The sequence below is a fragment of the Mangrovibacterium lignilyticum genome (genome assembly GCF_010882175.1).
Taxonomy (GTDB): Bacteria; Bacteroidota; Bacteroidia; order Bacteroidales; family Prolixibacteraceae; genus Mangrovibacterium; species Mangrovibacterium lignilyticum.
This window is the reverse complement of record NZ_WKLH01000002.1, coordinates 1,310,437-1,336,365: the sequence shown is the minus strand read 5'-3', so window position 1 is coordinate 1,336,365 and position 25,929 is coordinate 1,310,437. Positions and strand designations below refer to the sequence as shown.

Annotated in this window: 23 protein-coding genes and 3 tRNA genes; 12 read left to right on the top strand and 14 right to left on the bottom strand. The window is 39.2% G+C overall.

What is annotated here, in order from left to right:
• Positions 1-32: 32 nt before the first annotated feature.
• The gene (locus GJV22_RS12450; RefSeq protein ID WP_163713787.1) at positions 33-1,838 is read right to left on the bottom strand and encodes an SLC13 family permease; all 1,806 of its coding nucleotides are present in this window, start codon (positions 1,836-1,838) and stop codon (positions 33-35) included.
• 243 nt (positions 1,839-2,081) lie between these two features.
• Here GJV22_RS12450 and GJV22_RS12445 point away from each other — a divergent pair.
• A tRNA-Lys gene (locus tag GJV22_RS12445) sits at positions 2,082-2,157 on the top strand.
• 284 nt (positions 2,158-2,441) lie between these two features.
• Positions 2,442-3,644 carry a site-specific integrase gene (locus tag GJV22_RS12440; RefSeq protein ID WP_163713784.1) on the top strand — a complete coding sequence of 401 codons (1,203 nt, stop codon included), beginning with the start codon at positions 2,442-2,444 and terminating at the stop codon, positions 3,642-3,644.
• A gap of 554 nt (positions 3,645-4,198) precedes the next feature.
• Here GJV22_RS12440 and GJV22_RS12435 read toward each other — a convergent pair.
• The 6 genes from GJV22_RS12435 to GJV22_RS12410 all read right to left on the bottom strand — a co-directional run bounded on the left by GJV22_RS12435 (position 4,199) and on the right by GJV22_RS12410 (position 8,951).
• A complete protein-coding gene (locus GJV22_RS12435) occupies positions 4,199-4,924 on the bottom strand; it encodes an NAD-dependent epimerase/dehydratase family protein (protein WP_163713782.1) in 726 nt (241 codons plus the stop codon).
• Positions 4,925-4,987: 63 nt separating this feature from the next.
• Positions 4,988-5,164, bottom strand: coding sequence for a MarR family transcriptional regulator (locus GJV22_RS12430; protein WP_163713780.1), 177 nt, complete (start codon positions 5,162-5,164; stop codon positions 4,988-4,990).
• Between the two features lie 102 nt (positions 5,165-5,266).
• Positions 5,267-5,812 carry a Crp/Fnr family transcriptional regulator gene (locus GJV22_RS12425; protein ID WP_163713777.1) on the bottom strand — a complete coding sequence of 182 codons (546 nt, stop codon included), beginning with the start codon at positions 5,810-5,812 and terminating at the stop codon, positions 5,267-5,269.
• Between the two features lie 108 nt (positions 5,813-5,920).
• A complete protein-coding gene (locus GJV22_RS12420) occupies positions 5,921-6,493 on the bottom strand; it encodes a Crp/Fnr family transcriptional regulator (RefSeq protein ID WP_163713775.1) in 573 nt (190 codons plus the stop codon).
• Positions 6,494-6,497: 4 nt separating this feature from the next.
• Positions 6,498-7,082, bottom strand: a complete 585-nt coding sequence (locus GJV22_RS12415) for an NAD(P)H-dependent oxidoreductase (RefSeq protein ID WP_163713772.1) — start codon at positions 7,080-7,082, stop codon at positions 6,498-6,500.
• 532 nt (positions 7,083-7,614) lie between these two features.
• A protein-coding gene (locus GJV22_RS12410) for an IS3 family transposase (RefSeq protein ID WP_163713769.1) occupies positions 7,615-8,951 on the bottom strand; the annotation gives its coding sequence in 2 pieces (ribosomal slippage) (positions 7,615-8,624 and positions 8,624-8,951; 1,338 coding nt in all).
• A gap of 112 nt (positions 8,952-9,063) precedes the next feature.
• On the opposite strand from GJV22_RS12410, the gene GJV22_RS12405 reads away from it, so the two are divergent.
• A complete protein-coding gene (locus tag GJV22_RS12405; RefSeq protein ID WP_163713766.1) occupies positions 9,064-9,294 on the top strand; it encodes a hypothetical protein in 231 nt (76 codons plus the stop codon).
• A gap of 114 nt (positions 9,295-9,408) precedes the next feature.
• Here the strand turns inward: GJV22_RS12405 and GJV22_RS12400 are convergent, their stop codons facing one another.
• On the bottom strand, positions 9,409-10,959 hold the full coding sequence (locus GJV22_RS12400; RefSeq protein WP_205461854.1) for a reverse transcriptase domain-containing protein: 1,551 nt from the start codon (positions 10,957-10,959) through the stop codon (positions 9,409-9,411).
• Positions 10,960-11,399: 440 nt separating this feature from the next.
• On the opposite strand from GJV22_RS12400, the gene GJV22_RS12395 reads away from it, so the two are divergent.
• The 8 genes from GJV22_RS12395 to GJV22_RS12360 all read left to right on the top strand — a co-directional run bounded on the left by GJV22_RS12395 (position 11,400) and on the right by GJV22_RS12360 (position 19,053).
• Positions 11,400-12,683: a hypothetical protein gene (locus GJV22_RS12395; RefSeq protein WP_163713760.1), complete on the top strand. Its 1,284-nt coding sequence runs from the start codon at positions 11,400-11,402 to the stop codon at positions 12,681-12,683.
• Between the two features lie 78 nt (positions 12,684-12,761).
• Complete coding sequence (locus GJV22_RS12390; RefSeq protein WP_163713758.1) at positions 12,762-13,406, top strand: DUF559 domain-containing protein; 645 nt, start codon at positions 12,762-12,764, stop codon at positions 13,404-13,406.
• 72 nt (positions 13,407-13,478) lie between these two features.
• Entirely contained in the window at positions 13,479-14,246 is a 768-nt protein-coding gene (locus GJV22_RS12385; protein ID WP_163713755.1) for a nuclease-related domain-containing protein, read from the top strand.
• Between the two features lie 304 nt (positions 14,247-14,550).
• The gene (locus GJV22_RS12380) at positions 14,551-15,015 is read left to right on the top strand and encodes a DUF6573 family protein (RefSeq protein ID WP_163713753.1); all 465 of its coding nucleotides are present in this window, start codon (positions 14,551-14,553) and stop codon (positions 15,013-15,015) included.
• 474 nt (positions 15,016-15,489) lie between these two features.
• A complete protein-coding gene (locus GJV22_RS12375; protein WP_163713750.1) occupies positions 15,490-16,377 on the top strand; it encodes an ArdC family protein in 888 nt (295 codons plus the stop codon).
• A gap of 53 nt (positions 16,378-16,430) precedes the next feature.
• Positions 16,431-17,138 (top strand): N-6 DNA methylase, encoded by a 708-nt coding sequence (locus tag GJV22_RS12370; protein WP_163713747.1) that lies wholly within the window; start codon positions 16,431-16,433, stop codon positions 17,136-17,138.
• Positions 17,139-17,365: 227 nt separating this feature from the next.
• Complete coding sequence (locus GJV22_RS12365) at positions 17,366-17,734, top strand: hypothetical protein (protein WP_163713744.1); 369 nt, start codon at positions 17,366-17,368, stop codon at positions 17,732-17,734.
• Positions 17,735-17,862: 128 nt separating this feature from the next.
• A complete protein-coding gene (locus tag GJV22_RS12360) occupies positions 17,863-19,053 on the top strand; it encodes an ATP-binding protein (protein ID WP_163713741.1) in 1,191 nt (396 codons plus the stop codon).
• A 741-nt stretch (positions 19,054-19,794) separates the two neighbouring features.
• Here GJV22_RS12360 and GJV22_RS12355 read toward each other — a convergent pair.
• The 4 genes from GJV22_RS12355 to GJV22_RS12340 form a co-directional block, all read right to left on the bottom strand.
• Positions 19,795-19,867 (bottom strand) — tRNA-Arg (locus GJV22_RS12355).
• Positions 19,868-20,020: 153 nt separating this feature from the next.
• Positions 20,021-20,093 (bottom strand) — tRNA-Arg (locus GJV22_RS12350).
• Between the two features lie 68 nt (positions 20,094-20,161).
• The gene (locus GJV22_RS12345) at positions 20,162-20,458 is read right to left on the bottom strand and encodes a thiamine-binding protein (RefSeq protein ID WP_163713738.1); all 297 of its coding nucleotides are present in this window, start codon (positions 20,456-20,458) and stop codon (positions 20,162-20,164) included.
• Complete coding sequence (locus GJV22_RS12340) at positions 20,448-21,197, bottom strand: hypothetical protein (RefSeq protein WP_163713735.1); 750 nt, start codon at positions 21,195-21,197, stop codon at positions 20,448-20,450. Before GJV22_RS12340 ends, GJV22_RS12345 begins: the two co-directional genes overlap by 11 nt.
• 143 nt (positions 21,198-21,340) lie before the next feature.
• On the opposite strand from GJV22_RS12340, the gene feoB reads away from it, so the two are divergent.
• Positions 21,341-23,797, top strand: coding sequence for a ferrous iron transport protein B (gene feoB, locus GJV22_RS12335; protein WP_163713731.1), 2,457 nt, complete (start codon positions 21,341-21,343; stop codon positions 23,795-23,797).
• 249 nt (positions 23,798-24,046) lie between these two features.
• Here the strand turns inward: feoB and rpe are convergent, their stop codons facing one another.
• The gene (rpe, locus tag GJV22_RS12330) at positions 24,047-24,700 is read right to left on the bottom strand and encodes a ribulose-phosphate 3-epimerase (RefSeq protein ID WP_163713728.1); all 654 of its coding nucleotides are present in this window, start codon (positions 24,698-24,700) and stop codon (positions 24,047-24,049) included.
• Between the two features lie 69 nt (positions 24,701-24,769).
• Positions 24,770-25,636: a sigma-70 family RNA polymerase sigma factor gene (locus GJV22_RS12325; RefSeq protein ID WP_163713725.1), complete on the bottom strand. Its 867-nt coding sequence runs from the start codon at positions 25,634-25,636 to the stop codon at positions 24,770-24,772.
• Between the last annotated feature and the right edge of the window lie 293 nt (positions 25,637-25,929).

Below are 25,929 nucleotides of genomic sequence, written 5' to 3'. Positions count from 1 at the left end.
AAGATCGAAATTTTCCAATAGTAAGTTTGAAATTAAAATGGCCAAATCAATGGAATGAGTGTAATCGAAATGATGAACGCGATGATGTTTAGAGGTAGTCCTATTTTTGTGTAGTCGATAAATTTATAATTCCCGAGACCTTGTACTAAAAGATTGGTTTGGTAACCAATTGGCGTTGCAAAGCTGGCAGATGCAGCGATACAGATGGTGATGAAAAAGGGTTTCGGATCGACATGTAATTGCTCGGCTGCCGAGAAGGCAATCGGGAAAACCAAGGCTGCCGCCGCATTGTTTGTAATAACTTCGGTAAAAACTGTCGTTAGCAAATAAATGGTAATCAGGACTCCAATTGGCCCCCACGATTTAGAAAAGTTGATCGCTGTCATCGCTATGCTGTCGGCAGCTCCGGAATTTTGCAGGGCTTTGCTGAGTCCAAATGCACAGGCAATGGTAATCAGCACGTCCCACGATATAACCTTGGTGTATTTCCGGTTAGGCATGATGTTGATCCAGGTCATGACACAAGCGACCAAGGCTGCGAAATAAAACATGTCCGGTTTGGCGCCGTTTATCTCGGGCAGGTATTTGCCAATGGTAGCTCCAACAATCATTAATAAAACCAATAACAATGCGATAAGTCGTTGGCCCTTGTAGCGTGGGGGAGGGATTTCTCCGATAAAAGATGTCAGGTAAAATATTTTAGATTCGCGCCAGTTTTTGATGAAGTTTTCGTTGGTCAGCAAAACAAGGCTGTCGCCGTCTTTCATGCGAACAGAGCCCACATTGGTCGAGATCGTCTCACCGTTTCGATATACGGCCAGGACTTCAGCCTGGTAGTGGTTTAAAAAATCAAACTGATCAATTGTCTGGTTAATTCCCGGAAATCGCGGCGCAAGCACAACTTCAATCTGCTTGATGTCGGTGCTTTTGTAGAATTTGCCAAAGCCCTTCATCGCTTTTAATTCCAGCTTTTTGTGTGTGATTAGTGGAATTAGCGAGTCGGATTTCACCGCAATAACAAGTTTGTCGTTCTGCTCCAGCGTGAATTTTCCCTTTCTGCAGTCAATTAACTTGTTATCCCGCTCAATGGAATGGATGATGATATTTTTTAGCGCATGTGTGCGGCCGTTGTTTATTTCTTCTCCGATTAATGAGCTGTTATCGGGAAAAGTCGCATCCAGAAAATATTCTTTATAGTCATATCGGCTTCTGCGAAGATTATTTTTCTCACCCGGCAGAAGCTTGTGCCCAATTAGTGAGAGGTAAAGAAAGCCGGCTATTGCGATCCATATTCCTACTTTTCCCAATTCGAACATGTTTAACCCGGGCAGGCCATTTTCGAGCATCAACCCGTGAACAACGAGGTTTGTGGAAGTACCAATCAACGTACATATTCCGCCCAGGATTGTCGCATAGGAAAGAGGAATGAGGAATTTTTGAGGTGAAAGATTCATTTTTTCAGCCCAGTTTTTAATCATGGGGGCAAAAATGATAACCACAGGGGTGTTGTTTAAAAACGCTGATAATACCGAGACAGGTAACAGAATCCGAGGAAGTGTGAACGGTAATTTGCCTCTTCTTCGCGGAAGAAATGCTCGCCCCATAATATTCAGTGCGCCGGTTTGCCGAACACCTTCGCTAACCAGAAAAAGAACAGCCACGGTTAGCATGCCTTTATTTGAAAAGCCGGCCAAGCTTTCTTCAGTGTTAATTACTCCAGTTGCCATTAAGATCATTAATGCCGAAAACAGGAGTAACCCTGGTCTCATCAAGTCATAAATAAGTGCAATAATCATAAGGATAATCACACCTAAAACGAAATAGCCCTCAAATGTCATCTGAAAGTTGATTTTGCCTCAAAGGTAGTTTTTATTGATTATGTACAAATGGGATTAAATACTTATTTGCGGATAGGAAAGAGATGTGAAAAAAATATTTGTGCTTAAATTTCTGATAATCTGAAAGTAGGCTTTTGCGGGTGAAGTTTTTCTGAAAAAACGTTGGATTTTGTTTTGGACTATTCAATTTATTCTCTAGTTTTGCAACCGCTTTTAAACAAAAAGGCGCTACACAATGAGGATGACTCAGTAGCTCAGCTGGTAGAGCACATCCCTTTTAAGGATGGGGTCCTGGGTTCGAACCCCAGCTGAGTCACCAATTAAGAAGTCAAAAAGACTTAAAAGCACTTAAATCATAGGTTTAAGTGCTTTTTTATTTTGCGGCAGACATCAAAATATGCACCAAATCGCAAAACAAACGAGACCATATCGAGACCTGTTCTCTGAAAACACTTAAGAGGTCTCGATAATCGATGTAGATTTCTGATAATCAATTCATGTTGAATTAATTTGTTTCGTTTTGATGCTTGGGTTTGTGAACCTCATAGCTTAACTTTAAGCATGGAAACGAGACCATTTTTTAATCTAAAAATGAGTTGAGTTATGAGAATTACAGTAAACTTTTCCTTGAAAAAATCAAAATCACGCACCGATGACAAATGCCCGATTTATTTGAGATGTACTATGCACGGTCAACGCTTTGAATTGTCGACCGGTATTTTTATTGATCCAGTAACTTGGAATGAAGAAAAGCAACAGGTAAAAGGGAGAACTGAAGAAGTCAAAATTCTGAATAGCCGCTTAGATAAAACTGTCTCTCGTGTTCAGGATATCTACAATCAACTGGAGTCGAAAGGGGAGCCGTTCTCAGCGTTGCAAGTAAAAAATAAGCTACTGGGAGTGAGCGGAGAAAAAGGTGTGCTCGAAATTCTTGACGTCATTATTAAAGGAATAGAAGGGCGAATTGGCAACGACTATTCTGAAGGGACGCTTAAACATTATAAAACAACTTATTTTCGGTTGTCCGAATTCATCAAGATCAGATTTGGTAGAACAGATCTCTTATTATCAATGATTGATTTCAATTTTTTGAATTCGTTCGATCTCTATCTTAAAACAGACCTTTGGTTAAAACCGAATACTGCGCTTACATATCACAAGCACTTAAAGAAAGTTTTGAATACAGCGATAGCAATGAATTTACTATCCGTTAATCCATACAATTCTTTCAAAGTGAAGCGTAACGAAACTCATCGGGATTATCTAACGCTTCAAGAACTGTATCACTTGGAGAGAAAGAAATTCTCAACGGTTAGAATGGAAATTATTCGTGATGTCTTTGTTTTTGCTTGTTATACCGGATTGGCCTATGCTGAGCTTCAGAAGCTAAGTGATGAACACATTTATATTGGAAACGACGGAGAAGAATGGATCATCATAGATCGGACAAAAACAGATATCCGGTGTCGAATTCCAGTGCTGCCAAAAGCCAAAGCGGTGTTACATAAATACAAAAACTTTCCTCTGAGTGAAAACAAGAGAAGATTACTTCCCATACATTCGAATCAGAAAATGAATGAGTACTTGAAAGAGTTAGCTACGATCTGTGGAATAAACAAGAACCTATCGATGCACGTGGCTCGACATACATTTGCAACATCGGTGACTTTGGCGAATGGTGTTCCATTGGAAACTGTTTCAAAGATGTTAGGACATACCTCTATAAAGACTACTCAGATCTATGCGCGAATTGTCGATTCGAAAATATCGGAAGATATGAAAGGATTAGCTATGAAAATAGGGTAGGTATGACAAGATTTGAACCCGACTCGTAAATGGTCTATATATCAAATATTTATGGTCTTGTGAATTCGATGGTTCACCGTTTTGTTCACATTTAAAGAACGTCTTGGTATTTCTATACAAATATACAAAAGTTAGATCATTGTAGATCATTTTGATAGCTATAAAGCTTTATTCCAAGTTTGTATCGGATCAATGGTAAACAGCCTGTTGAGAGACATAAAAGCTCGTGGAAAGCTGCTTTGCTATTCATGGTAAAAGGCAAATGTGTGACTTTTCAAAAGATGAGGATTGAGGTGAGTCTAACAAATTATTCCTTTTTAGTTAACCTATCGGGCATGCTTTAATTTTCAAGACAACTTGTCTCAATTAAGTTGAAGATGTGACAGAAATAGTTTTCAACTTCGAGAATAAGATCCCTTAAGTTTGCCTGGCATGGTCAAACTCCTTCAGAAAACTGCTAGAGTGTGTGCTAAGCTGGTTCATTATAGCTGTTAAAAAAAGGCAACAAATTAATAATGAATTTGTCGCCTTTTCATTTTTAGTGAAGAAGTTCGTTAGCTCACTCTCCAATCAGGATTCCAGTCAAATGCCCCAATTGCTTTTTCACAGGAAAGTGATTCGTCAGCTTCAGCAACATTATATATTCCTGGCTGTCCTTTTGTAACAGCAATTTCGGCTGCTTTTGCCGCTGCTTCGACGTGCACAGAGGCAGGAGCAATGGGAGTATCAAATCCAGTCTTCGGCCCATAAAGAAGACCATAGCGAAGTACAATACCCTCAACGCCAGATTCCGTTACTTGACGCTCTAAATTCCGAACACCTTCTGCTGTTTCTCCATAAACCGGGTGTGAAAGTGGTAACAATGGATCTTCCTCTAAATGAGGTATCCTACCTTCATCGTAAACAAACGAAATGCTTTGAGCAATAATGCGTTTGCAGCCGGCATTGACAGCTGCATCAATCAGGTTTTTTGTACCTTCTGTCCGTAAACGCGCATTACTTACCAATGCAGCTTCCATTTCATCGGCATTTAAAGCATATGGTAGATCTGTAAGCTGGTGAATTACGACTTCTGGCTTAATATCAGCAAGAATATCTTTTAATTTCTGCGCTTCATAAACATCTACAACTACTGGTTCCACACCCATTTCATTGAGTAAAGAAACTTTCTGTTTCGAGCGAGTTGTTCCATATACTTTCCACCCATTTTTAATAAGTAACGGTGAAAGAACCTGACCGATTGCTCCGGTAGCTCCTGCTAAGAAAATAGTTTTTGACATTGTTGTAATATTTAAATTTATATGAAATTTTGTTTCTGATTGTGATTAATTTCTTGACATGCATTACTTTGCCTGCCAATAGCATCGTTTTGGGGAAATAATAGTTCCTTCTTTTTTTAATTCAGCCATTGCCTTGTCTACAACTTTACGGTCGAGACCAGATAGCTCTGTAATTTTACCAGCATTTAAAGGTGAACCATCGTTTTTCATTACTTCTAATACTTTTTCTTTTGCTTCCATAATCTTTCATTTTATATTCTCACTAAATGACATTACAAACGTACTTCACCGCGATATTGAAAAAATTAAGCTGGTTTAAGAAAACTATATTTACTTCTATTTTTATGCGAAGATTCCAAGGTAAGATTCAACCATTTCTTTGGGGACACGGTCAACAAAAGCGGGAAATGAGTTACTAAAGTGAAGATATAACTCCTCATTTGACATGGTTCGCAGAAATTTGGTTTTCGTTTGCACTGCAGCCAAATTTATCTGCATAATGTTATTAAAGTAAATTCCAAGTTTGGGAATTTTCTTAATCAATCGCCCATAACTATCCTTATCTAATTCAATAACTACAGACTGTTCAGTCGCTTGAATATAGTACTCCGATGAATGTCGACGAATAAGACTGTTGTAATCAGTTATCCACCATCCTTCAATGGCAAATTGAAGGATATGTTCTATTGAATGTTCATCTAAAAAATACATTCGCAAACAACCAGAATTTACATAATAATGGGAGAGACAAGTCTGGTTCTTTCTTAATAGAAAGTCGGATTGACGCAGATGGAAAGTTTTTGTAACCTTCTGAATTACCTTTTCTTCATCAGGATTAAGTCCAATGAACTTTTTTATATGCTCCGGTAATGTAATGCTATTATTCATTCTGCCAACTTTAACAGTTGCTATTGAAATCTTGTCAATAGCAACCGAACGACAATACAAAAGTAGATGAAGGATGTATCGAATAAATTAAGCTGGTTTAAGAACGAACTAAGAATTCCTTTTTCTCAATTCGCTGACATACTCCGGAGTAAGTCCAAGATAAGATGCAACCATATATTGGGGGACGCGTTGCATAAATTCCGGGAAATTACTACTGAAATGATAATAAAATTCTTCTTTTGACATTTCATACAAATACTTGGTTCGTAGTTGAGATGCAGCAAGATTTTTCTGCATGATTATTCTAAAATACCGCTCTAGTTTAGGAACGGCTTTTAGTAATTCATCGAAAGCCAGTCGATCAATCGAAACCAATTTCGAGGCCTCAATCGTCTGAATAAAATAGTCTGAAGGAGTGTTGTCCATAAAACTAAAGAAGTCCGTAAGCCACCAACCTTCTAAGGCGAACTGAGTAATTTGTTCTGCCGATTTATCATTAATGAAATACATTCGCAGGCACCCTTTTTCAACAAAATATAACGACCTGCTAACTTCTCCATTTGAAAGCAAAATTCCCCTGCGTTTAACAACCTGTGATTTAGTAAACGAGCTCAGTATTTGTTTTTCGCTTTCGCTTAAGGGGACAAATCTATTTATATGTTCATCAAGGCTTAATTGCATATTACTATTGTTTAGGAAAGGTGGTATTTATTAAATCCTCAATTTTTTTGAGCCATTGATTTCTCCGAGCGTCATCACTTTCTTTAACTAGGCAGAAGTTCCTGTACTCAATTTCTTTAACTCCACAAAAGTTGAAAATGTTGTTTTTCCATATAGATTCCTGGGGGCTATCCTTTTTGTGATAAGGCGAATTTGAAGTATTTAAAACTATGGCGTTATGGGCCTTTAACAAACCCTTTGGAATATGCTTTTCCACCTCATTTGTAATAAATTTGTAGGCAATTCCAGGTAAAAGAACTCTGTCTAACCAACCTTTAATGATTGCAGGAGGTTGTCCCCACCAAATGGGATGAATTATAATAATTCCATCGCTATTTATTAAGTCGTCGCAGTGAAGTTGTATTTGTGGATCTAATTTAATTTCAGAGTTTTTACTATTAACATGACTCACAGGATTGAAGTTCTCTGCATGTAAATCATGAAAGAAAACTGAGTGGACATTTGCCTCAAGTTGTGAAATACAGGTTTGTGCAACGGCATGGTTAAAGCTTTTAGTGTCTGGATGTCCTAGTATGATTAATACATTCATATACTTCGCAAGATTCGAAAACAACAGAAAAAATCGCAATTTAAGATTTTAATTTACTATTGATGTGTTAAAATTGTTTGCTAAATATTGAATACTGTTCATTGTGTATCTTGATTGGCTTGAGATTCAAGTAGTACCTTTTCTTCTGAGTGAACAGAAAATAGAAGGTCTGTAAGATATTGTTTACAAGTAAGTTGTATTTTGAGTTGAGCGCTCAGCTCCTTATTTGAGATCAAAATAAGTCAGTATTTTGAAAACTTGAGAAAGCACAAAAGATATCACATAATGTGTTGCTTCCGGTTATCCGATAGTCTTGAAAGACTTTGGCGCAAATTAATAACTGGTAAAGCTCTTGAAAAATAAAGGAGAGTAAAAAGGCAGTTTCTCTATTAGTAAAATATTATTGTTTGAAGGATCGTAATATTTTTAAATTTGCACATATGCAAACGATTCAGGGAATGTTTAACGTCAAACCAATCGGGACATATCTCCATCACAATTTAATGAGTACTTTTTAATAATCAAATTGAATTTAAGAGACTTTTTTGTTTAGTCGTCTTCTGTGATTTAGAGTACTAATTTTTATTCGCTTTCGCTCTTTTAAAATCTGTGAACCGTAGTTGCGATACACTGATTCCGGCGTTAGATTCGATAATGATTCATGATACCGGTCATTGTTGTAATAATCTACAAAACCGTCGATTTCGTGCTGCAATGCTGACGGTAAATAGTAATGTTGCAACTTAATCACGTTCTTCATGGATCTGTGCCAACGTTCGATCTTCCCCTGTGTTTGTGGATGCAATGGTTTCCCTCGAATATGGTCAACACCTAGATTCGATAAGTATTCATCCAACCCATTGGCGATATAGCAAGGACCATTATCTGAAAGCAACTTGGGAGCGTTCTGCTTGCTGATTCCTTCTTTTTGAAGCGCGTGCTGAACGACTCGTTCCACGTCATCTTTCTGCATCGTCTTACACAGCTCCCAATGAACAACATACCGGGAATAATCATCCAGTATTGTTGCCAAGTAATCCCAGCCCCAGCCTTGTACTTTTAAATAGGTAAAATCAGTTTGCCACATTTGATTTGGCCGACTTGTTTTATGCTTGTACTCATCCGAAGCCTGCATAACAATCCAGGCTGGACTCGTAATCAATCCATGGCTTTTAAGTATTCTGTAAACGCTGCTTTCACTGATGTAGCGTTTCTTTTCATCAGTATACTTGAAGGCTAATTCCCGTGGTGAAAGATCTTCGTAATCCAGGGAATACTCCAGGATCTCTTGTCTTTCTGTTTCCGGTATTCTGTTCCAGTACTGGTTCCTGGTACTCTTTTGCGGGAGTAACCCATCGTAGCCGTATTCTTTGTAGGCAGCATACCAACGATAAAAGTTACTGCGCGGTATTCCAAGTTCCTGCAGAGTCCGTTTCACGCCAATTTCGGAACGTTCCACCAGGTCAATGATGGTCTTCTTTTCATGTGCACTTCGTCTCATATAGGCCTTGTTTATTCTAATCCAGTCAGATTTTTTTTTGCCATCCAAAGCTCGAGTGCCTGTTCCGCTAAAAGCTGTTTTAAATCCCGGTTCTGTTGGCGCAGATCTGCAACTTCACTACTGTTTGCTTCTCTCTTGAAATCGCCGGATAAGCGTTTTTTACCGGCTTCCAGGAAATCCTTACTCCAGGTATAGTAAAGGTTGCTGTTGATGCCTTCTCGTCGGCATAGCTCAGCTATGGTGTCTTCTCCTCGCAAGCCTTCCAATACAATACGGATCTTTTCTTCCGCTGAATAAAGTTTCCGGGTACGACGCTTAATTTCTCTGATTGTTTGTTCGGCTGATAGAGCCCTTTTTTGATCGCTCATAACAATTTATTTCTTTAAAGTTAATGAATTAAGCACTCATTAATTTCGAAGACAAATTGTCCCAATTCAGTTGAAGATATACAATATTGGGACCGCAACAAGATTATTGGCAATGAAGCGTCCTGATGTTTTTGTGTGTCTGGATAGTAAGAATAAGCCGGCTCTTTGTGGGGCTTTTGGTATCAAACAATCAAGCCTGACCTATGAAAGCTACTGGGAGGATATCATTTTGCAGGTTTATAAAGCAGAATGGTGGTTGAATCCCAAACCTCAAAACAACAGAGAAAAGCAAGTGAGTAATTCAAGAGCAGCTTTTTTGGATTCATTGTATTATGAAAAGTGAACAGGTTTTTCTACAGCAGATCATTGCTTTCATTTGAGCAGGTAATTAGAATTTGAATCAACAATTTTAGATTGGCTGATGTGATCCGTTCTACACGCATGTGCAAGAAATCTACTATTGATTATCAAAACCATGCTTCGCGATTGTTTTTTGAAGAATTTTAAAATGATTCCGATACTGCTTTTTTATTTCGGGGGCTTCCATGATTTCTGCGGCTTTGTATGCATATTTAATCGCGTTGCCACGATGTTTGTTTTCCAATTCAAGCAATTCTCTATTCCAATAGCCTAGATTATTACAGGTTAATATGTAACGTTTTTGATTTGGGAGTTCTCTTTTCTTGATTCCTTTGTAAGAGAAAAGGCGGTAGAGACGAGATTTATAAATAACCTTGATATCAGTTAAGTTCTTTTCTTTAGCTTTTTCTGCTTTTAGATGTTGCCGCCTTACAACCCTTTTCATACGGCGGTAAAAATTAGATATGCGATTGTTTTTTACCAGGGTTTGATAGCCATAGAATTGGAAGCCTAAATAGTTAAAAGGAACATTTACTTTTTGTTCTCCATTGGGATCAATGGCATAGCATTGCAATCTTTTTGTAGATCCGATTTGGTCATAGCGAAAGAGAGTACGTTCTGTTTTGTTTTCAGAGAGTTTCAGCTTGGTGAGGTCTCCTGAAATCGTATTGCGGATAAATTCCTCAACGAACTTTTGTTGATCAATATTACAAACCAAAACAATGTCATCCGAATACCGGCGGTAAAATACCTTGTGTTTCAGGTATAATTCATTATACACGGCCTGATCGAATTGATACATATAAATGTTGGCCAAAAGGGCGCTGACGGGTAACCCTTGTGGTATACCTACAAGATAGCGTTTCCCATCTTCCTGCTTGTGAAATTGATTCCTCCGAACAATAAAATCTTTTGCTTTTAATCGCTTCCTGAAGTCATCCATCGAACTAAAGAAAGCGTCGATTCCATTTTTCTGGTATTTGGCAATCTCTCGTTCATCAAAACCACCTTTTACCGTTCGCAAATCATTTAAATTGATATAACGAAACTGAGTGATGGATTTATAAACATTGAAATGGTCGTCAGGCAGACGTTTTACGTTTAATACCTCTTTCCAGCGCTCCAATAAAATTTTATGGTTGAGAGTTGAAAAGAAGCTTTTAACATCGATAGCAATCGCCATGCATTCACCACGTCGTTTTATTTCATCAAACGCATCTTTGGCAAAGTGTATATTCGATTTATTACGAAATCCTTCGGGAGCCGGAATCTGTCGGTAAGCCGAAATACAATCAGATAAGCCCGGTGTTCGCCTTAAAAGGTCTTCGTACGCAGGAGTCAATTTTTTGTGATTGTAATAGGCGTAGATGTGAGCATCAATGTGAGCAGCGTAATGAATTGGTCTTACCTTTTTTGTTGATTCACCTGTTTTACGATCCGAGTGAGACCGGTAAAAAACACCGTCGCTGTATTCAAGCTTCTTGTATTTCCGTTCCGAAATTGTTTTGTAAAGCAGTGGAAGGAAGGCATGTTTAGCCACGTATCGTTCATTCGATACTTTTTTTAAAATTACGGACTTCTCCGCAAGGGTAATTTTATTGTCAATGTGGCGATAGCCTCGTGGTTTAAACCAATCCTTTTGTTTCATAGTAAAAAGTTCCTGAAACCATACAGAGATATCGTTAACGAAGCTTGTTTACACTTTTCAGTTGTACCGCAACCCGGGTTCCCGAGTTCTCTTTACATTATACTTTGACAGTTGTAGCCATTGGCTCCATGATAACGCAAATAAATGACATACACATGAACGATTTCTTCAATGAACTAGCAGTATCCCTATGCTGTCAGCTTGTTGTGCATATGCTCAACAGGCTGGCAGACACGGCAAATTTCTTAACGATGGAAGATTCAATCTTTAAGAAAATTGCATTAACTACTCGATCCTACCATCTCTAAAAATGATAGTTGATTCTAAAAATTAATTTAGAACACAATGGTACTAACAGTAACAGGCTCCCGGCTCATGGTTTCAGAAACTTACCAAATTTAAAAAATAATATTTAATTTAGTAGACAAAAGATCAACCCCATGAGTAAACCTTTCGAGATTGGCCAGTTAGTTGGCATATACAATCATCCCTATTTTCGAAATTTTGAGGAGAATAAATCTGAAGAAGATTATAAATACGTTGGGAGTACCATTTCCTGTTCGTCGGATAACTATCCGTTGATGATGGTGAAGGAGTACACTCAAAGTATTGAGCAGAAGAAAGAGCTTGATATAGAAACAGGAGAAGTTAAAGAAATCTCAAAACTGAAAACAAAGTATGTGTGTGTTTGGTATGATTCAAAACTAGGTAGTTTCCAGGAAGCTTGGTTTAAAGAAGAAGCGTTACTAAAATTCCCTGGTGAAATTGAATCAGTAAAAAAGGATGATCTTCCCGCCGATATTTCAATACCAACACAAGTGTTTCTTCGAACTACAATTATTGAACGCTATAAGGAGGTTAAAAATCAAGCAAGAGAAAATGATCGGTTTGTATCGTCTTCTTTTATCATAAAGGATTCCAAAAGAGAAAGTCAATCTGAGTGGCAAAACGAGAAGCAAGACTATTTGGAAAAGAAAATTGCATCAATTAAGGTCAAAGTGCAATGGTTTAATGTTGCCAAAGGGAAATACAGTGAGGAATGGTTGCCTATTGAGTTTTTTAAACTTACTCCTGATGTAATTCAGAAAAAGTGGAAAACAATGGAACCAGATGCCAAGAATTCGGCAAGGAAGTTTGGAACTAGAAAGCTAATGTTATATTTGAATGGGGGAGAACACAACTATGTCCCGGCTAATAGTGCGGTTGGGAAAAGTTTGGAATCACTTATCTATTTCTACATCAAGAGTAAGCGAAAGGTAATACTAGATGAAAGGGTACATGCTATTGACCGATATTTGAAAAAGAATGGATATCGGGTTTATAAAGCTAAAGTTTCTGTTAATAGTGACGGACTTCGAGATTATGAACCGTTTTTTGCTCCGGTTGATCTTATATTAAAAGATGAGGAAGACAAATTAATTACTGTTGATTTGCTATCTGGTAGCGGTTTAATCGAAGATGGCCAAGCTCCTTCAATAGTATATTCTTCCACGGAATTATCTGTGCGAGAAAAAGATGGCGAGGTGATTAGTGCTGGGGAAAAGGAATTGGGTCTATATAATGGAAGAGCATATATCACGCAAGAGTTACTCGAGAAAAAATATGGTATGGAAGGTATTCAGTCAAAGCTGCTTGTGATTAATAAATCGCTTAAAAATGTTCTAAAAGAGTATGATGTAAAGAAATGTCCCGAATCTTTAGCAAAGGTTAAAAAAACTGATTAGGGTTACTTGTGGGGATAACTGAAGTGGTTTGTTTAGTGAGTGATTAAGGAGTGTAATTCTTAAATAAAAAATAAAACAATGGCTGATAATAGGAATCCGGTTTCTATTCAATTAATTAAAAAAGGTACATACAAACTTTCAATTAAATTGGACAACTGGGAGATGTCCCGAGAAATAACAGAAAATGCATTAAAGGGGCTATTAGAGGAAATAAACAATGTGACTGGATTGACCAAAATTTCTGAAACATTCAATTGTTCAGGTGAAGATGCAAAAAGGATTAGAGAATTTTGGGATTTACGAAGCAATTGGACACTTTGTAATAAATGTAAATTTAAGTGGCATGAGTGCTTCGATTGTATTATAAAATGTGACAGTCCTTTAGAGCGAAATTTGCTTTTGGAATTGAGGGCGCAAGAGATTAAGCCTGTTATACAACGAAGGATTAATAAGGATGGAAGTTATTACGAGTTCCCCAAAGAAATTGATTTTGACCACATCTTAACGATCCCAGATTTTTATGTAGAAAAAGAAGGTGCGAAACTGTGTGTCTACGCTGATGGTCACACTTATCATGAGAGGACTGAAAAGCAAGCACTGCGAGATCGAAATATTGACAGAGAACTTCAAAAACTAGGGTTCAAAGTATTAAGATATACAGGACAAGAGATTCGCAAAGATGTTTCTCTTGTTGTTGAAAATATTAAAATAAACCTTGAGTAAGGAAGGCGCCCCCGCGCGCCGAAATCGCGTGGTTCATGGACAAATATGACTAAGATAGTTTGTTGTTAAATAATGCAAGAAGGCAAAATCAATATTGAGCAGATGGTTGCTTGGGGCCAGGTATTTCTTGAGGAATATAGTACCGCTGTGCTATGGCTGGTTTTTGCTATCGTTTTTCTTGTAGGCTTTATTCGCATATACTGCTTAATAAGAGATCACAACTTGATCAAATCGGTTACAACATTTAAAAGAGGTACAAGAAGTGAGCGTGACCTGGTCTTAAGACTGAGGAAGCGAGGAATATCTGCCGACGAAATATTTCACGATCTGTATGTTGAGAAGCCAAGCGGAGATTTCTCACAAATTGATGTCGTTGTGATGACTGAGATCGGAATTATTGTTTTTGAGGTGAAGGAATACAGCGGTTGGTTATTTGGAACCGGAAATCAGCGTCAGTGGACTCAGGTTTTGGGGTATGGCCGGGAAAAATATCGCATATATAATCCAATTCTTCAGAATAACAACCATATAAGAGCATTGAAAAATAAACTTACCGGATCTGAAGACATACCTATTTATTCGGTTGTGGTGTTTTATGGTAATTGTGAGCTAAAAGCTGTCAGTTATATCCCGCAGGGCACTTACCTGGTAAAATCGGAGCGGGTAGACGAAGTGCTCGACATTTTAACGAAAATAGGTAGGCCTGCGCTTTATACCGGTAAGTGGGAAATTATAGACTTCCTCAGGTATGCCGTTAAAGTAGGCGAGAATCCTGAGATCCAGATTCAGCACATTAATACGATTAATGATATGTTGGGAAAGAATAGAATATTTGATTAAAGGCCACTTTCCAAGGTAGATCAGCAACCCGAGTTTGAGTTGTATTGAATGATGTTTCTGGAGTGCATTTTAGAAATATACAAGAACTTGGTGAACTTCACAATTCTTCTATTACAGAAGACTCCTCGGTTGATCGGAGTGATGGTAGATTTAGAGTGTTGTTACTCCTCAAATTTGCCGAAAGTTATTGATCGCTTCCCGGAATAGGCAAGGGTATATGAATCCCGCTCTCGCGTTCCCCTTGCCTTAATGCGTGATAGCTCAATGGTAGAAACTCAAAATTTGAGTTTAACCGGCGAGCCAGATGCCAACAAAAATCCCAAGGGCATGGGTGTTTTACATGTCAAAAGAGTTTCAAATCATTTCTTCTTACACAACCAAGCAAGCTGTCGAAGATGGCGTGTTGGTCCCAGTTGATAGCAAGATTTCGGAAGAAGCAGGAATTGTTTACCCGGTGTTAATGACCGGAACGGTATGGAACCGGTACATCCGGAAACCTGATGGTATGGAGCATCAGGATTTGGATGGTCGATTGTGGGATTTGTTGTTTATGTTCGCCGTTCAGGCTAGAAAGTCAAAGGGTGGTGCGCTATTGTTTTTCAAAGTGCTGTTCCAGCTTCCAGTAGATATGAGTTGGCTGGATAATGAGAAACGGGAACTCCAATCGGAGCCCGAAACCCGGTTGGTTACCTTAAAGGCTGTTGTTTCAGCCCATGATATTGATAATCCAGCTCCAGCAATTTTCATCATGCTGCCAGAAGACGACTGAGCGAAAGGGGAATTTCCCCTTTTTTGTTCGTATTTTAAAGCATGTTGGATCGTGACTTTTTGGGCGTCAGTTGCCTTAGATATCATTTCAATTTAAAGACAACCACTCCATGCTCTTGTTTTTCGTTTAGTTCTTCCATTGGTTAGTGAAAGTCAAATACGCTGGTTTTCATGGATATTCTTCTTATAGGTTATTTTACCTATTACACTCAAATTTCTGTCAAAGTTATTTACGCTTCCCGGAACGGTAAAGGGGAACTCGCTTTTCGTGGCTCGTTTCCTTCGGATGCGTTCATTCCGATTATTATCGGAATGACATGCACCCCGTTGACCTAATCCGGGATAGCTCAATGGAGGTACGCCAAAAATTTAAGTTTAATGGCGTGCCAGAGATTCCCTTGGTTCAAGAGGGTGCCAAAATAAGTCTGTAGGGCAGCAGCAAATTCCTATGAAATCTTCATTTGATATTTATTAAATGGTTACGAACCTGATTATTGAACGTTTGGAAAAAGGTGTTATTCCGTGGCAGATGCCGTGGAAAGTAGAAAACGGTTTACCGCAGAATATGATTCACCGTAAAGTTTACAGGGGATTCAATTTCTGGTTATTATTGACTGTTGCTGATAAATTCGGATCACCGTATTTTCTCACCTTTAACCAGGTTAAAGAACTTGGAGGTCATGTTTTGAAAGGGGAGAAGGGCTTCCCTGTTGTTTTCTGGAAGATATTGGAGAAAGAAGAAAAGGACGGGAGTATTGACCAAGTTCCGTTTTTGAGGTATTACACCGTTTTCAACCTGAAACAAACCGAAGGTATTGACGAAAGTAAGATTCCGTCATCAGAAGCTCATGACCATGATTTTGACCCGATTGCACAGGCAGAACAGGTTATAGAGTGTTGGACGGATTGTCCCCAAATCAGGTATGACCAATCACATGCCTTCTATTCACCTTCCGGGGATTATATTGGAATGCCTAATCCGCGAACCTTTTATAAGGATGAACAGTTTTACGCGGTTCTCTACCATGAAGCAACCCACGCAACGGGGCATATCAACCGGACAGGAAGACATGAAAAACTCCCTGATCATCGATTCAATTCCAGGGACTACAGTTTCGAAGAACTTGTAGCCGAGATGGGAGCGTCCTTTCTATGTTACCTGACAGGTATCCAAAATGCTACGATAGATAACAGCGCTGCATACATCAAAAGCTGGATTCGCAAGTTCAAGGAAGATAAGAAGATGCTGTTGATTGCGTCCTCCATGGCTCAGAAAGCTGTCGATTACATTTTGGAACATCAATCCGAACCGCGACCGGCTAGCAAGAACCAGTTAGTTCCACAGATAGCGAAGGCAAGTTAGCCTTCGCTCTTTCATTGTAGATAATTACAATTGAACACTTAAAATCAACGATTATGAATCAGTTAAATGGTTTTTCCCAGTATATTCTTCAGATCGCTTACAAGTACGGTTTGAATTCTGTTTTTGATGATTTTCTTGAGATGACAGTTTGCGCCTTATCCGTAGGTGCAAAAGAAGATCGGTACCACGAAATTGTCCGGAATTACGAGAAGCCGGACGCCTACCTGATGGCCGAAGCTTTTGGGGTATTGGTCCTGGAAATGGACAATAATGGAGCAGGCCTGAAAGATGGTTTCGGTGACTTTTACATGGAATATATCAGTCATGGTCACAACGGGCAATTCTTTACCCCGGAACCGGTATGTGAATTAATGGTCCGAATGACTAATCCTGTAGGATTTGGAGAGCGGGTTGCCGATTGTTGCTGCGGTTCCGGTCGGATGCTGCTGGCTGCTGCAAAAATAGAGCGGGACTGTCTGTTTTTCGGAGCCGATATCGACCGCACCTGCACGATGATGTGCTTGATTAACCTATGCCTGAACGGACTTTTAGGTGAAGTTTGCTGGATGGATACGCTGGCCAACCGGTTTTATACGGGTTGGCGGATTGAACTTCACCCGGAGCACGGAGTACCCTATATCCGCGAGATCACTGAAACGGAAAGCTATATGGTGTTGAGATTACCAGAAAAGAAGCTTGAGCTAGTTGACAATCCAAGACCAGCAATGGGAGCCGGGCAGCAATTGTTGTTTGAATTTTAGAGGGGCAAAATGTGCCCCCTTTTTTGTTCGTTACATTTTGGTAGATAAAACACTCCATCTAAAATTGCAGGCAAAGTTATTTACGCTCAACGGAACGGGCAAGAGCATGTAAATCTCACTCGCGTTCGACGCTTGCCCTAATCCGTTGCAGCTCAATGCCGGGGACGCCGAAATTTTAACCGGCGTGCCAGATGCCAAGATAAATCTCCAGGGCAGGAGTAAAAGGTATGACTAATACAGCTAAGAAAGTTGAGAGTAAAGAACAAGTGAAAACTTCGATGGAAGTAGTTAAAAAGGAAGAAAAGGCAATCGCTGAAATTCCATCGCTTGAAAAGCGAATTCAGAAAGTGGAAGACTTGAGCATGCTCATTGAAAAGTGGCGAAAGCTGACCGATACAAATCGGAACCTTCAGACCTTTTCGTTAGGTGCCGACGGGATGGGAGCTACCGTCTTCCTTCGGGATGCTTCGGGGAAGGAGTTCAAAACTTCGAATACCCCGGTTGTCTCAGCCGTGATGGACGAAATCAAATCCACCTTGGATGAGAAAATCAAAGAGGTTGAAAACCAGATTAAGTTCTATTTTTTGGTCGTTTGACTTATTCAAGAACTTGTATGCTCACCCAAATTAATTGATTTGTAGCAAGAAATAATGGTGTCAATATAAAAATGTCGATTTGAATCGACATTTTTATATTATTTTTGTCGTATTAAATCGACAGAATTATGGATGTACTATTTGAATTTCAGGAAAACCTGTTGCGTCCGGTAACCAATGATTTTCGAAGATATTTGCATAAACAAATTAATTGGGGCCAACGGATGGTTGGTATCAAGGGGCCTCGTGGAGCAGGTAAAACAACACTGATGTTGCAGCATTTGAAATATGATCTCGGCTTACCATCTAATGCGCTTTATATTACTGCGGATCATACCTGGTTTTACAATCATACCTTATTGGAAACAGCCAATGATTGGTATAAGCAAGGCGGAAAGATCCTGTTTATTGATGAAGTTCATAAATACGCTAACTGGTCCGTCGAATTGAAAAACATCTATGACGGCTTGCCAGATATGAAGGTTATTTTTTCTGCTTCTTCTGCTCTGGACATCTATCGTGGTGAAGCAGATTTAAGTAGGAGGGTCGTTAGTTATCTGCTTGCAGGCCTCTCTTTTCGGGAGTACTTGTTATTTACCAGTGAGATAAGCTTTGATGCAGTAAGTATCGATGATATAATTAGTGATCACCGAAAACTGAGCCGGATGATAACGGATGGCTTCCGGCCATTGCCTGCCTTTCAGAAATATCTACAAGTAGGGTACTTGCCTATAATTGTAGAAGGAGAGGATTCCTATTTGCTGAAATTAAACCAGGTTATCAATACGATTGTTGATACGGATCTGGCTTATATTGCGGGGTATAACACAGGAACGGCAACAAAAATTAAGAAACTGTTGGGTGTTATTTCAGAGTCGGTGCCATTCAAACCGAATATTGCAGCGTTATCCCGTAAGCTGGATCTGAGCAGGGATAGCGTGTACCAATACATTTACCAATTGAAAGATGCTAGGTTGCTGAATACGTTGAGTTCAGAAGGCAAGGGAGTATCTACCCTACAAAAGCCGGATAAGATATTTTTGGAAAACACAAATCTCGCCTTTGCGTTAAAAGAAAAGCCGGATATGGGAAATATCAGGGAGACATTTGTTTTAAACCAGTTATTGAATACCGGGATGCAAGCCAGTTCACCGTCGGAAGGAGATTTTGCAATAAATGGATTAACGATTGAAGTTGGTGGTAAAAATAAGAATGCTTCCCAGGTGAAGCACCTGGATAATTATTTGATTGCTGCGGACGATATTGAGATTGGAAATGGGAATAAAGTTCCGATCTGGCTCTTTGGTTTTTTATATTGACGTGTTAGAATGATACGGTAACAGTACTGATGTTACAAGTTTTTAATTGGATCATTCAATTAAATTTGCCTATATTTGTATTGTAATGTATTGATTATCAATCGAGACTATATCGAGACCTTTAGATTTAGGCGTTTGCGAAAATATTGATAATCAGCTGGAAATAGAGATAGGTTCAAATCCCAGCTGAGTCACCAATTAAAAAGAGCAATTCGGAAGAATTGCTCTTTTTTGTGTTTTAATATGATGGTGAATTTCGCGAATCTTTTCACCGATGAGTTAACGATTACATCACCCTTTCATACTCCCACTGTCTTCCGGTTTCAGGATCTAAGTAGACGTAAAATTCGCTGGATTTAAGTCTGTCTAATTCTTTTCGGATGCCTCTTTTTCGAAGACTTTTTTTGAACTTCATTAATGTGTCATCTTTTAGGATGAGTAACCCCTGGCTGTAGATGTTGAATCTTTTTTCCATGATTTGAAAGGTTATATGGTTAATGAAAAAAGTGACAACTAATTTGTTCTTATACTTTTATTGAGGAGTATTTGTTGCGATTTTTTGGAGTTATGGTTGAAGTTAGAATGTAACTTGATTGTAGGGCTTTTGTGAGTTAAATGTGGCGCAATGTCTTAATCTGTAAAGTAGTTGTTTTAATTCAATGGGGACAGCGAGAGGAGCCTAATTTGGTGTGGGATTGCAATAAACGAAAAAAGGTTGTCAAAAATAGACAACCTTTTTCGTGACCCCGGCAAGACTCGAACCTGCAACCTTCTGATCCGTAGTCAGATGCTCTATCCATTAAGCTACGGAGCCATTTCTTAAATGCGGTGCAAATATAGTATTTTTCGTTTGAAACCAGCAAATTTTTTCAAAAAGTTTTACTTGTTCGATCAAGTCTTTTATGAATTCTCATCGCTGCTCTTGAAAAATGAAAAAGGGTCATCAAAAATTGATAACCCTTTTTAGTGACCTCGGCAAGACTCGAACCTGCAACCTTCTGATCCGTAGTCAGATGCTCTATCCATTAAGCTACGAAGCCATTTGCTAAAAGCGCTGCAAATATAGTGTTTTTAAGATTTAATCCGCAAATATTACAGCGAGTTTTTTCTATTCGTATTTGTGTATTTTGTCTTCAATCGTTACATCTTCTTGAAACACAGTTTGTATTTTGATGTAAGTCATTAGTTTTTTTGTCCCACTTTTTTCCAAAGCGATATGAACACGCTTCACCAAATCCATTACTTCGTCATAATAACCTTCAATAACGGTTTCAAAAGGGCACACTTTATACTTCAATCCCGATGCTTCAATTTCGGCAATGGCATCATCAACTAAATCGTAACTGTTTTTTCCTTCAGCTTGAGGTAGCACCTGTAGAGCCAGGTTAATTTTCTTATGTGTCATTTTCTTCTTCATCTATATTTTCTTCCTGGTTCAGGAAGGTTCTTATTTCGTCGATCGATAATTGTTTCACATTGGTGATGATTACATCTTCACGCAGGAAATTCCCGTATTGATTGCATTCCTCAATAAAGGACTTGAAGATATCCTGCAGGTTCTTTTTTAGCGGGAACAGAAAAAGACCAAGTGCGAAACCTTTGTCGAAATTCATCTCTTCCAATTCTCCTTCGCTCTTATTCAGAAAATACTGAAATTCTGTCTCGATGAGCTTTTTCTGCGTAGGGGTGAAATCTTCTTCAATATCTTGGTTCAGCAAAGTGATGAAATAACGAATATTCTGCCCTTTTCCTCCTAATCCGGTGGATATGTATACCTGCTGTTCATCCAGCAACGAACTTTGCAAAATCATTCGGGCTTCTTGTATCGCCAGGATAGCCCAATTGCGCATCGGACCTTCAGCTTGCGTTCTAAAACGTTCAATAATTCTAAAAGACTCTACTTTGTCGTGCCCAGCTAATCGAACCAATAATTTCTTTTTGTCTGTTTCACTGATTTCCGGGTCATATAGTTGCGCTTCGGCAGCTTCAAAGTCTTCAATTCCCTGGTTGTTGGTTTTGTCTTTGGTGAATTCAAAATATTGCATCTGAAGCTCCACATCAATTTGTTCCTCCAGAATACTGAAGTTATCAGGCAGAGATTCGATGGCCTCCTGGATCTTTTTCAGATTATTATTTTCTTCCATAGTCAAATGTGTAAGCCTACAAAGATAAACGAAAGGGTAGAGCTTGGTGGGCTATTCGTATTTTTTTAAAGTTATTTTAAAAACTAGATTATCTTTGCAAGTCTATTTTTATTTAAATCAAATTAGGGTAAGGATAACATCGGGTGAGACTTTCAGAAATAAAAAATAGCGAATCAGTTATCATAACGAAGGTGCTTGGGCATGGTTCTTTCCGTAAGCGGATCACCGAAATGGGATTTGTTAAAGGAAAAGAAGTGAAGGTGGTTAAAAACACGCCTTTTAAAGGCCCCATCGAGTTTAAGATAATGGATTACAACATTACCTTACGACGTTCTGAAGCTAATTTGATTGAGGTTGTTTCGTTGGACGAAGCCAAGCTGACTCCAACACCGGATTATGAAGGTGTAATCGACCGGGAGATTCTGAAACGGTCGGCTACAGAGAAAGGGAAAGTCATTAATATTGCCTTAGTCGGAAACCCTAATTGCGGAAAAACAACCTTGTTTAATTTCTTGTCCGGATCGAAAGAACACGTCGGGAACTACAGTGGTGTAACCGTTGATGCAAAGAAGGCTTCATTCAAGAAATTTGGCTACAAATTTAATTTGATTGATCTGCCCGGAACGTACTCGCTAACAGCTTATTCTCCGGAAGAAATTTACGTTCGGAAGTTTATTTGGAAAGAGACTCCGGATATCGTACTAAATGTTGTGGATTCTTCAAATCTGGAACGAAATCTCTTTTTAACAACCCAGCTCATCGATATGGATATTAAGGTGGTTTGTGCCTTGAATATGTACGATGAATTGATTCGTAATAAAAGTGTTTTTAACTACGAAAAGCTGGCTAAGCTAACCGGAATTCCATTCATACCAACGGTTAGTTCAAAGGGGAAGGGGATTGATGAATTGCTGCAAAAGGCAATTGATGTGTACGAAGATCGGGATCCTATAGTCCGGCACATTCATATCAATTACGGGATGGAAATTGAAAAATCCATCAAACGAATTCGCGAAAAAGTAAAACAAAACAGACCGATTACCGATAAAATTTCCTCGCGTTTTTTGGCGTTGAAGCTGCTTGAAAAAGATAACGAAACGCTATTCAACCTCTCGAAATACACCAACTTTGATGAGATTAAATCTGTCACAAAAGAAGAGTGTACGCGTATTGAAACCCTGTTTAACGAGGATAGCGAAACGATCATTACAGATGCAAAATATGGCTTTATCGCCGGCGCGCTAAAGGAAACTTTTAAGCAAAAATTAAGGGCAAAAGATTCGCGCTCCGAGAGAATTGATAAAATTTTAACGCATCCGCTTTTCGGGATGCCGATTTTTATTCTGCTCATATTCGGAACGTTTTATGCCACATTTACACTGGGCGCATATCCAATGGGATGGATTGAAGCATTTGTTGCCTTATTGGGCGATACCGTGCACAATCTAATGGGCGCGGGCATGCTACGGGATTTGCTGACAAATGGAATTATTGACGGAACCGGCAGTGTGTTGGTTTTTTTACCCAATATTCTCATTTTATTTTTCTTCATCTCTTTGATGGAGGACTCCGGCTATATGGCTCGTGCGGCTTTTATTATGGACAAGGTCATGCACTTTTTTGGTTTGCATGGGCGCTCGTTTATTCCAATGATTATGGGCTTTGGATGTAATGTTCCTGCAATTATGGCAACACGTACTCTCCGTAATCCGGGCGATCGATTACTGACCATGCTGATTATTCCGTTCATGTCGTGTAGCGCACGGTTACCGGTTTATGTTTTGTTTATTTCTGCTTTTTTCCCAAACTCACCGGCTTTGGTTTTAGGGGGAATCTATTTTGCCGGGATTTTGATCGCTTTTTTGATCGCTCAATTATTTAATAAAACGATTTTCCGAAATAAAGAGACACCTTTTGTATTGGAGTTGCCTCCTTACAGGGTTCCGACCTTCCGAAATATTTTGGTGCACATGTGGGATAAAAGCTACCAGTACCTTCGTAAAATTGCCGGCGTTATTTTAGTTGGCGTTGTAATCGTTTGGGCGCTGGGATATTTTCCACGACAGAATGTTGAATCGGAAGCAATTGGAACTCAAATTGCACAGTTGGAAACAAGTAATACTCCCGATCGGAACGAGCAAATTCAACATCTTCAGGTAGAGCAAGAGTCGGTTCGTTTGCGAAATTCATATTTAGGACAAGTTGGTCAGCTAATTGAGCCGGTCATGCGTCCATTGGGCTTCGACTGGAAAATGAGTATCGGGCTGGTAGCTGGTTTACCGGCTAAAGAGATCGTCGTCAGTACGCTGGGAGTCCTTTACCAGGTTGAAGCCGATAATTCACTTTCGCTGGCTGAGAAGTTAAGACTGGAGCGCTATGAAACCGGGGACAAAATGGGAGAAGCCGTTATTTCGATGCCAGTTGCTTTAGCTTTCCTGATTTTTATTTTGATTTACTTCCCTTGTATTGGGGTTATAGCAGCCATTCGAAATGAATCGGGTAAAGTGTTTTGGGCTGTATTTACCATGGTATATACAACTGCGCTTGCTTGGTTAATGGCCTATTTAACGCTGATTGTCAGTTCCTGGCTTTTGAGTTAGTTTGAACAATCTTGCTCCAAATGGTATTTAGTAGTTGAAATGATTCAGGAAATAATAACATATCTAATTTTGGCAATAGCCGCTGGTGCTAGCGGATTCCGCTTTTTTAAAGTTATTGAGCGAATAACTTCACAATCGAAAAAATCGCAGACTGGCGGAAAATGTAGCGGATGTACAACCGAATGCAGCGCACGGGAATTGTTGGCGGCTAAGAATTGCGATACAGTCGGCAAAAATCAATGTGTACCGCTACACTAATTTCAACTTACTAATTGTTTCTGTTGGGGAGCTTGATCCGAAAACAAAACTTCCTGCAACCAGTACATCAGCTCCTGCTTCGATCAACTTTTTACCGGTGTCGTAATTTACACCGCCATCAATTTCAATCAGGCATTGAGGGTTTTTCGCATCAATCAATTGGCGCACTTTGCGAACTTTGTCGTAGGTATTCTCAATAAATTTTTGCCCACCAAAGCCGGGATTCACCGACATCAGCAATACCATATCTAAATCGCCGATAATGTCCTCCAACGAATGAACAGGCGTATGTGGATTTAGGCATACACTTGCTTTCATTCCGGTGCTTTTAATCTTACTGATTGTGCGATGAAGGTGTGTGCAAGCTTCGTAATGTACTGTTAAGATTGAGGCTCCCGCTTCTTTGAAGGTTTCAACATATTGATCCGGATTGACGATCATGAGGTGAACGTCAAGCGGTTTGCTGGCAATTTTATAGACATGCTGAATAATCGGTATTCCAAACGAAATATTCGGGACAAATACACCATCCATCACATCACAGTGAATGTAATCAGCTTCACTGTTATTGATCATTTCAATATCCTGGCCCAACCGGTTGAAATCGGCTGATAGGATCGAGGGAGCAACTAATCTTTTCGACATAAACATGAATTTGACCCAAAAGTAAGTTTTTAGATCATTTAGGAAAATAAGTTAACTGAAAAAAAAGGATTATTGTCCGAGGTATGCTTTCAGCAGTCGGTTTCGATAGTTATTTTTCAGTTTCTTTATTGATTTCTCTTTTATCTGACGCACACGTTCGCGGGTTAAGTTAAAGACATCGCCGATCTCTTCCAGGGTATGTTGACGATAGCCATTCAACCCAAAATAGTGTTTCAGGATTTCAGATTCACGTTCTCCCAAAGTTGAAAGGGTCCGTTCAATTTCTTTGCGAAGTGAATTTGTGATTAAGCCACTGTCGGGGCTGGGCGATTCGTCATTCAGCATTACATCGTACAGGCTGTTGTCGTCTTCATCCCGAAGCGGAGCATCCATCGATACATGATGGTTTGAAACCTTGATTGCTTCTTCAACCATATCGGATGATGTTTCCAAAATGGTAGCGACTTCTTCAGGGGTTGGCTCGCGCTGGAACTCTTGTTCCAGTTTCGAAAACGTACGATTAATTTTGTTAATTGATCCGATCTTATTTAATGGGAGACGAACAATTCGTGCTTGTTCAGCAAGGGCTTGCAGAATCGACTGACGAATCCACCAAACGGCATATGAAATGAACTTAAATCCACGGGTCTCATCAAAACGTTGAGCGGCTTTAATTAAGCCCAAATTACCTTCATTAATCAGGTCGGGTAGGCTTAAGCCTTGGTTTTGGTATTGCTTGGAGACGGAAACGACAAAACGCAGGTTAGCTTTAATTAACTCTTCCAACGCTTGGCGGTCGCCTTTTCTAATTCGTTTGGCTAACTCCACTTCTTTATCAGCACTCAATAGCTCTACTTTGCCGATCTCATGAAGGTACTTATCAAGAGATAAAGTTTCCCTATTTGTAACTTGCTTGGTTATCTTTAGCTGCCTCATGTGGTTACCGAGTTATGTTAGTACTTTAGAGTTTGGTCATATACTTAAACCAATATAATTGGTTATTGTTTATTGGTCGAAATTAATCATTAAAGGGGTGATTTAAGAAAAACTAATCGTGATTTTTACGAAAGAGTGGTTTTGAGTGGTGAACTGGCTGTTTCGCCTCATGAACGAACATTTATTTTAAAGGTTTGTTTGGATTTGTGTAAAGTGCACCGAATGTGAGCTGTGACGATGATTAAAAAAACTGTTTTTTTTTTGGTTTTATTTAGTTATTGGTTATAATTGCA

Excerpts from the sequence above, each read along its gene's own strand:
- GJV22_RS12450 (WP_163713787.1), bottom strand. The coding sequence starts at position 1,838 with ATGACATTTGAGGGCTATTTCGTTTTAGGTGTGATTATCCTTATGATT.
- GJV22_RS12440 (WP_163713784.1), top strand. The coding sequence starts at position 2,442 with ATGAGAATTACAGTAAACTTTTCCTTGAAAAAATCAAAATCACGCACC.
- GJV22_RS12435 (WP_163713782.1), bottom strand. The coding sequence starts at position 4,924 with ATGTCAAAAACTATTTTCTTAGCAGGAGCTACCGGAGCAATCGGTCAG.
- GJV22_RS12430 (WP_163713780.1), bottom strand. The coding sequence starts at position 5,164 with ATGGAAGCAAAAGAAAAAGTATTAGAAGTAATGAAAAACGATGGTTCA.
- GJV22_RS12425 (WP_163713777.1), bottom strand. The coding sequence starts at position 5,812 with ATGAATAATAGCATTACATTACCGGAGCATATAAAAAAGTTCATTGGA.
- GJV22_RS12420 (WP_163713775.1), bottom strand. The coding sequence starts at position 6,493 with ATGCAATTAAGCCTTGATGAACATATAAATAGATTTGTCCCCTTAAGC.
- GJV22_RS12415 (WP_163713772.1), bottom strand. The coding sequence starts at position 7,082 with ATGAATGTATTAATCATACTAGGACATCCAGACACTAAAAGCTTTAAC.
- GJV22_RS12405 (WP_163713766.1), top strand. The coding sequence starts at position 9,064 with ATGAAGCGTCCTGATGTTTTTGTGTGTCTGGATAGTAAGAATAAGCCG.
- GJV22_RS12400 (WP_205461854.1), bottom strand. The coding sequence starts at position 10,959 with ATGAAACAAAAGGATTGGTTTAAACCACGAGGCTATCGCCACATTGAC.
- GJV22_RS12395 (WP_163713760.1), top strand. The coding sequence starts at position 11,400 with ATGAGTAAACCTTTCGAGATTGGCCAGTTAGTTGGCATATACAATCAT.
- GJV22_RS12390 (WP_163713758.1), top strand. The coding sequence starts at position 12,762 with ATGGCTGATAATAGGAATCCGGTTTCTATTCAATTAATTAAAAAAGGT.
- GJV22_RS12385 (WP_163713755.1), top strand. The coding sequence starts at position 13,479 with ATGCAAGAAGGCAAAATCAATATTGAGCAGATGGTTGCTTGGGGCCAG.
- GJV22_RS12380 (WP_163713753.1), top strand. The coding sequence starts at position 14,551 with ATGCCAACAAAAATCCCAAGGGCATGGGTGTTTTACATGTCAAAAGAG.
- GJV22_RS12375 (WP_163713750.1), top strand. The coding sequence starts at position 15,490 with ATGGTTACGAACCTGATTATTGAACGTTTGGAAAAAGGTGTTATTCCG.
- GJV22_RS12370 (WP_163713747.1), top strand. The coding sequence starts at position 16,431 with ATGAATCAGTTAAATGGTTTTTCCCAGTATATTCTTCAGATCGCTTAC.
- GJV22_RS12365 (WP_163713744.1), top strand. The coding sequence starts at position 17,366 with ATGACTAATACAGCTAAGAAAGTTGAGAGTAAAGAACAAGTGAAAACT.
- GJV22_RS12360 (WP_163713741.1), top strand. The coding sequence starts at position 17,863 with ATGGATGTACTATTTGAATTTCAGGAAAACCTGTTGCGTCCGGTAACC.
- GJV22_RS12345 (WP_163713738.1), bottom strand. The coding sequence starts at position 20,458 with ATGACACATAAGAAAATTAACCTGGCTCTACAGGTGCTACCTCAAGCT.
- GJV22_RS12340 (WP_163713735.1), bottom strand. The coding sequence starts at position 21,197 with ATGGAAGAAAATAATAATCTGAAAAAGATCCAGGAGGCCATCGAATCT.
- rpe (WP_163713728.1), bottom strand. The coding sequence starts at position 24,700 with ATGTCGAAAAGATTAGTTGCTCCCTCGATCCTATCAGCCGATTTCAAC.
- GJV22_RS12325 (WP_163713725.1), bottom strand. The coding sequence starts at position 25,636 with ATGAGGCAGCTAAAGATAACCAAGCAAGTTACAAATAGGGAAACTTTA.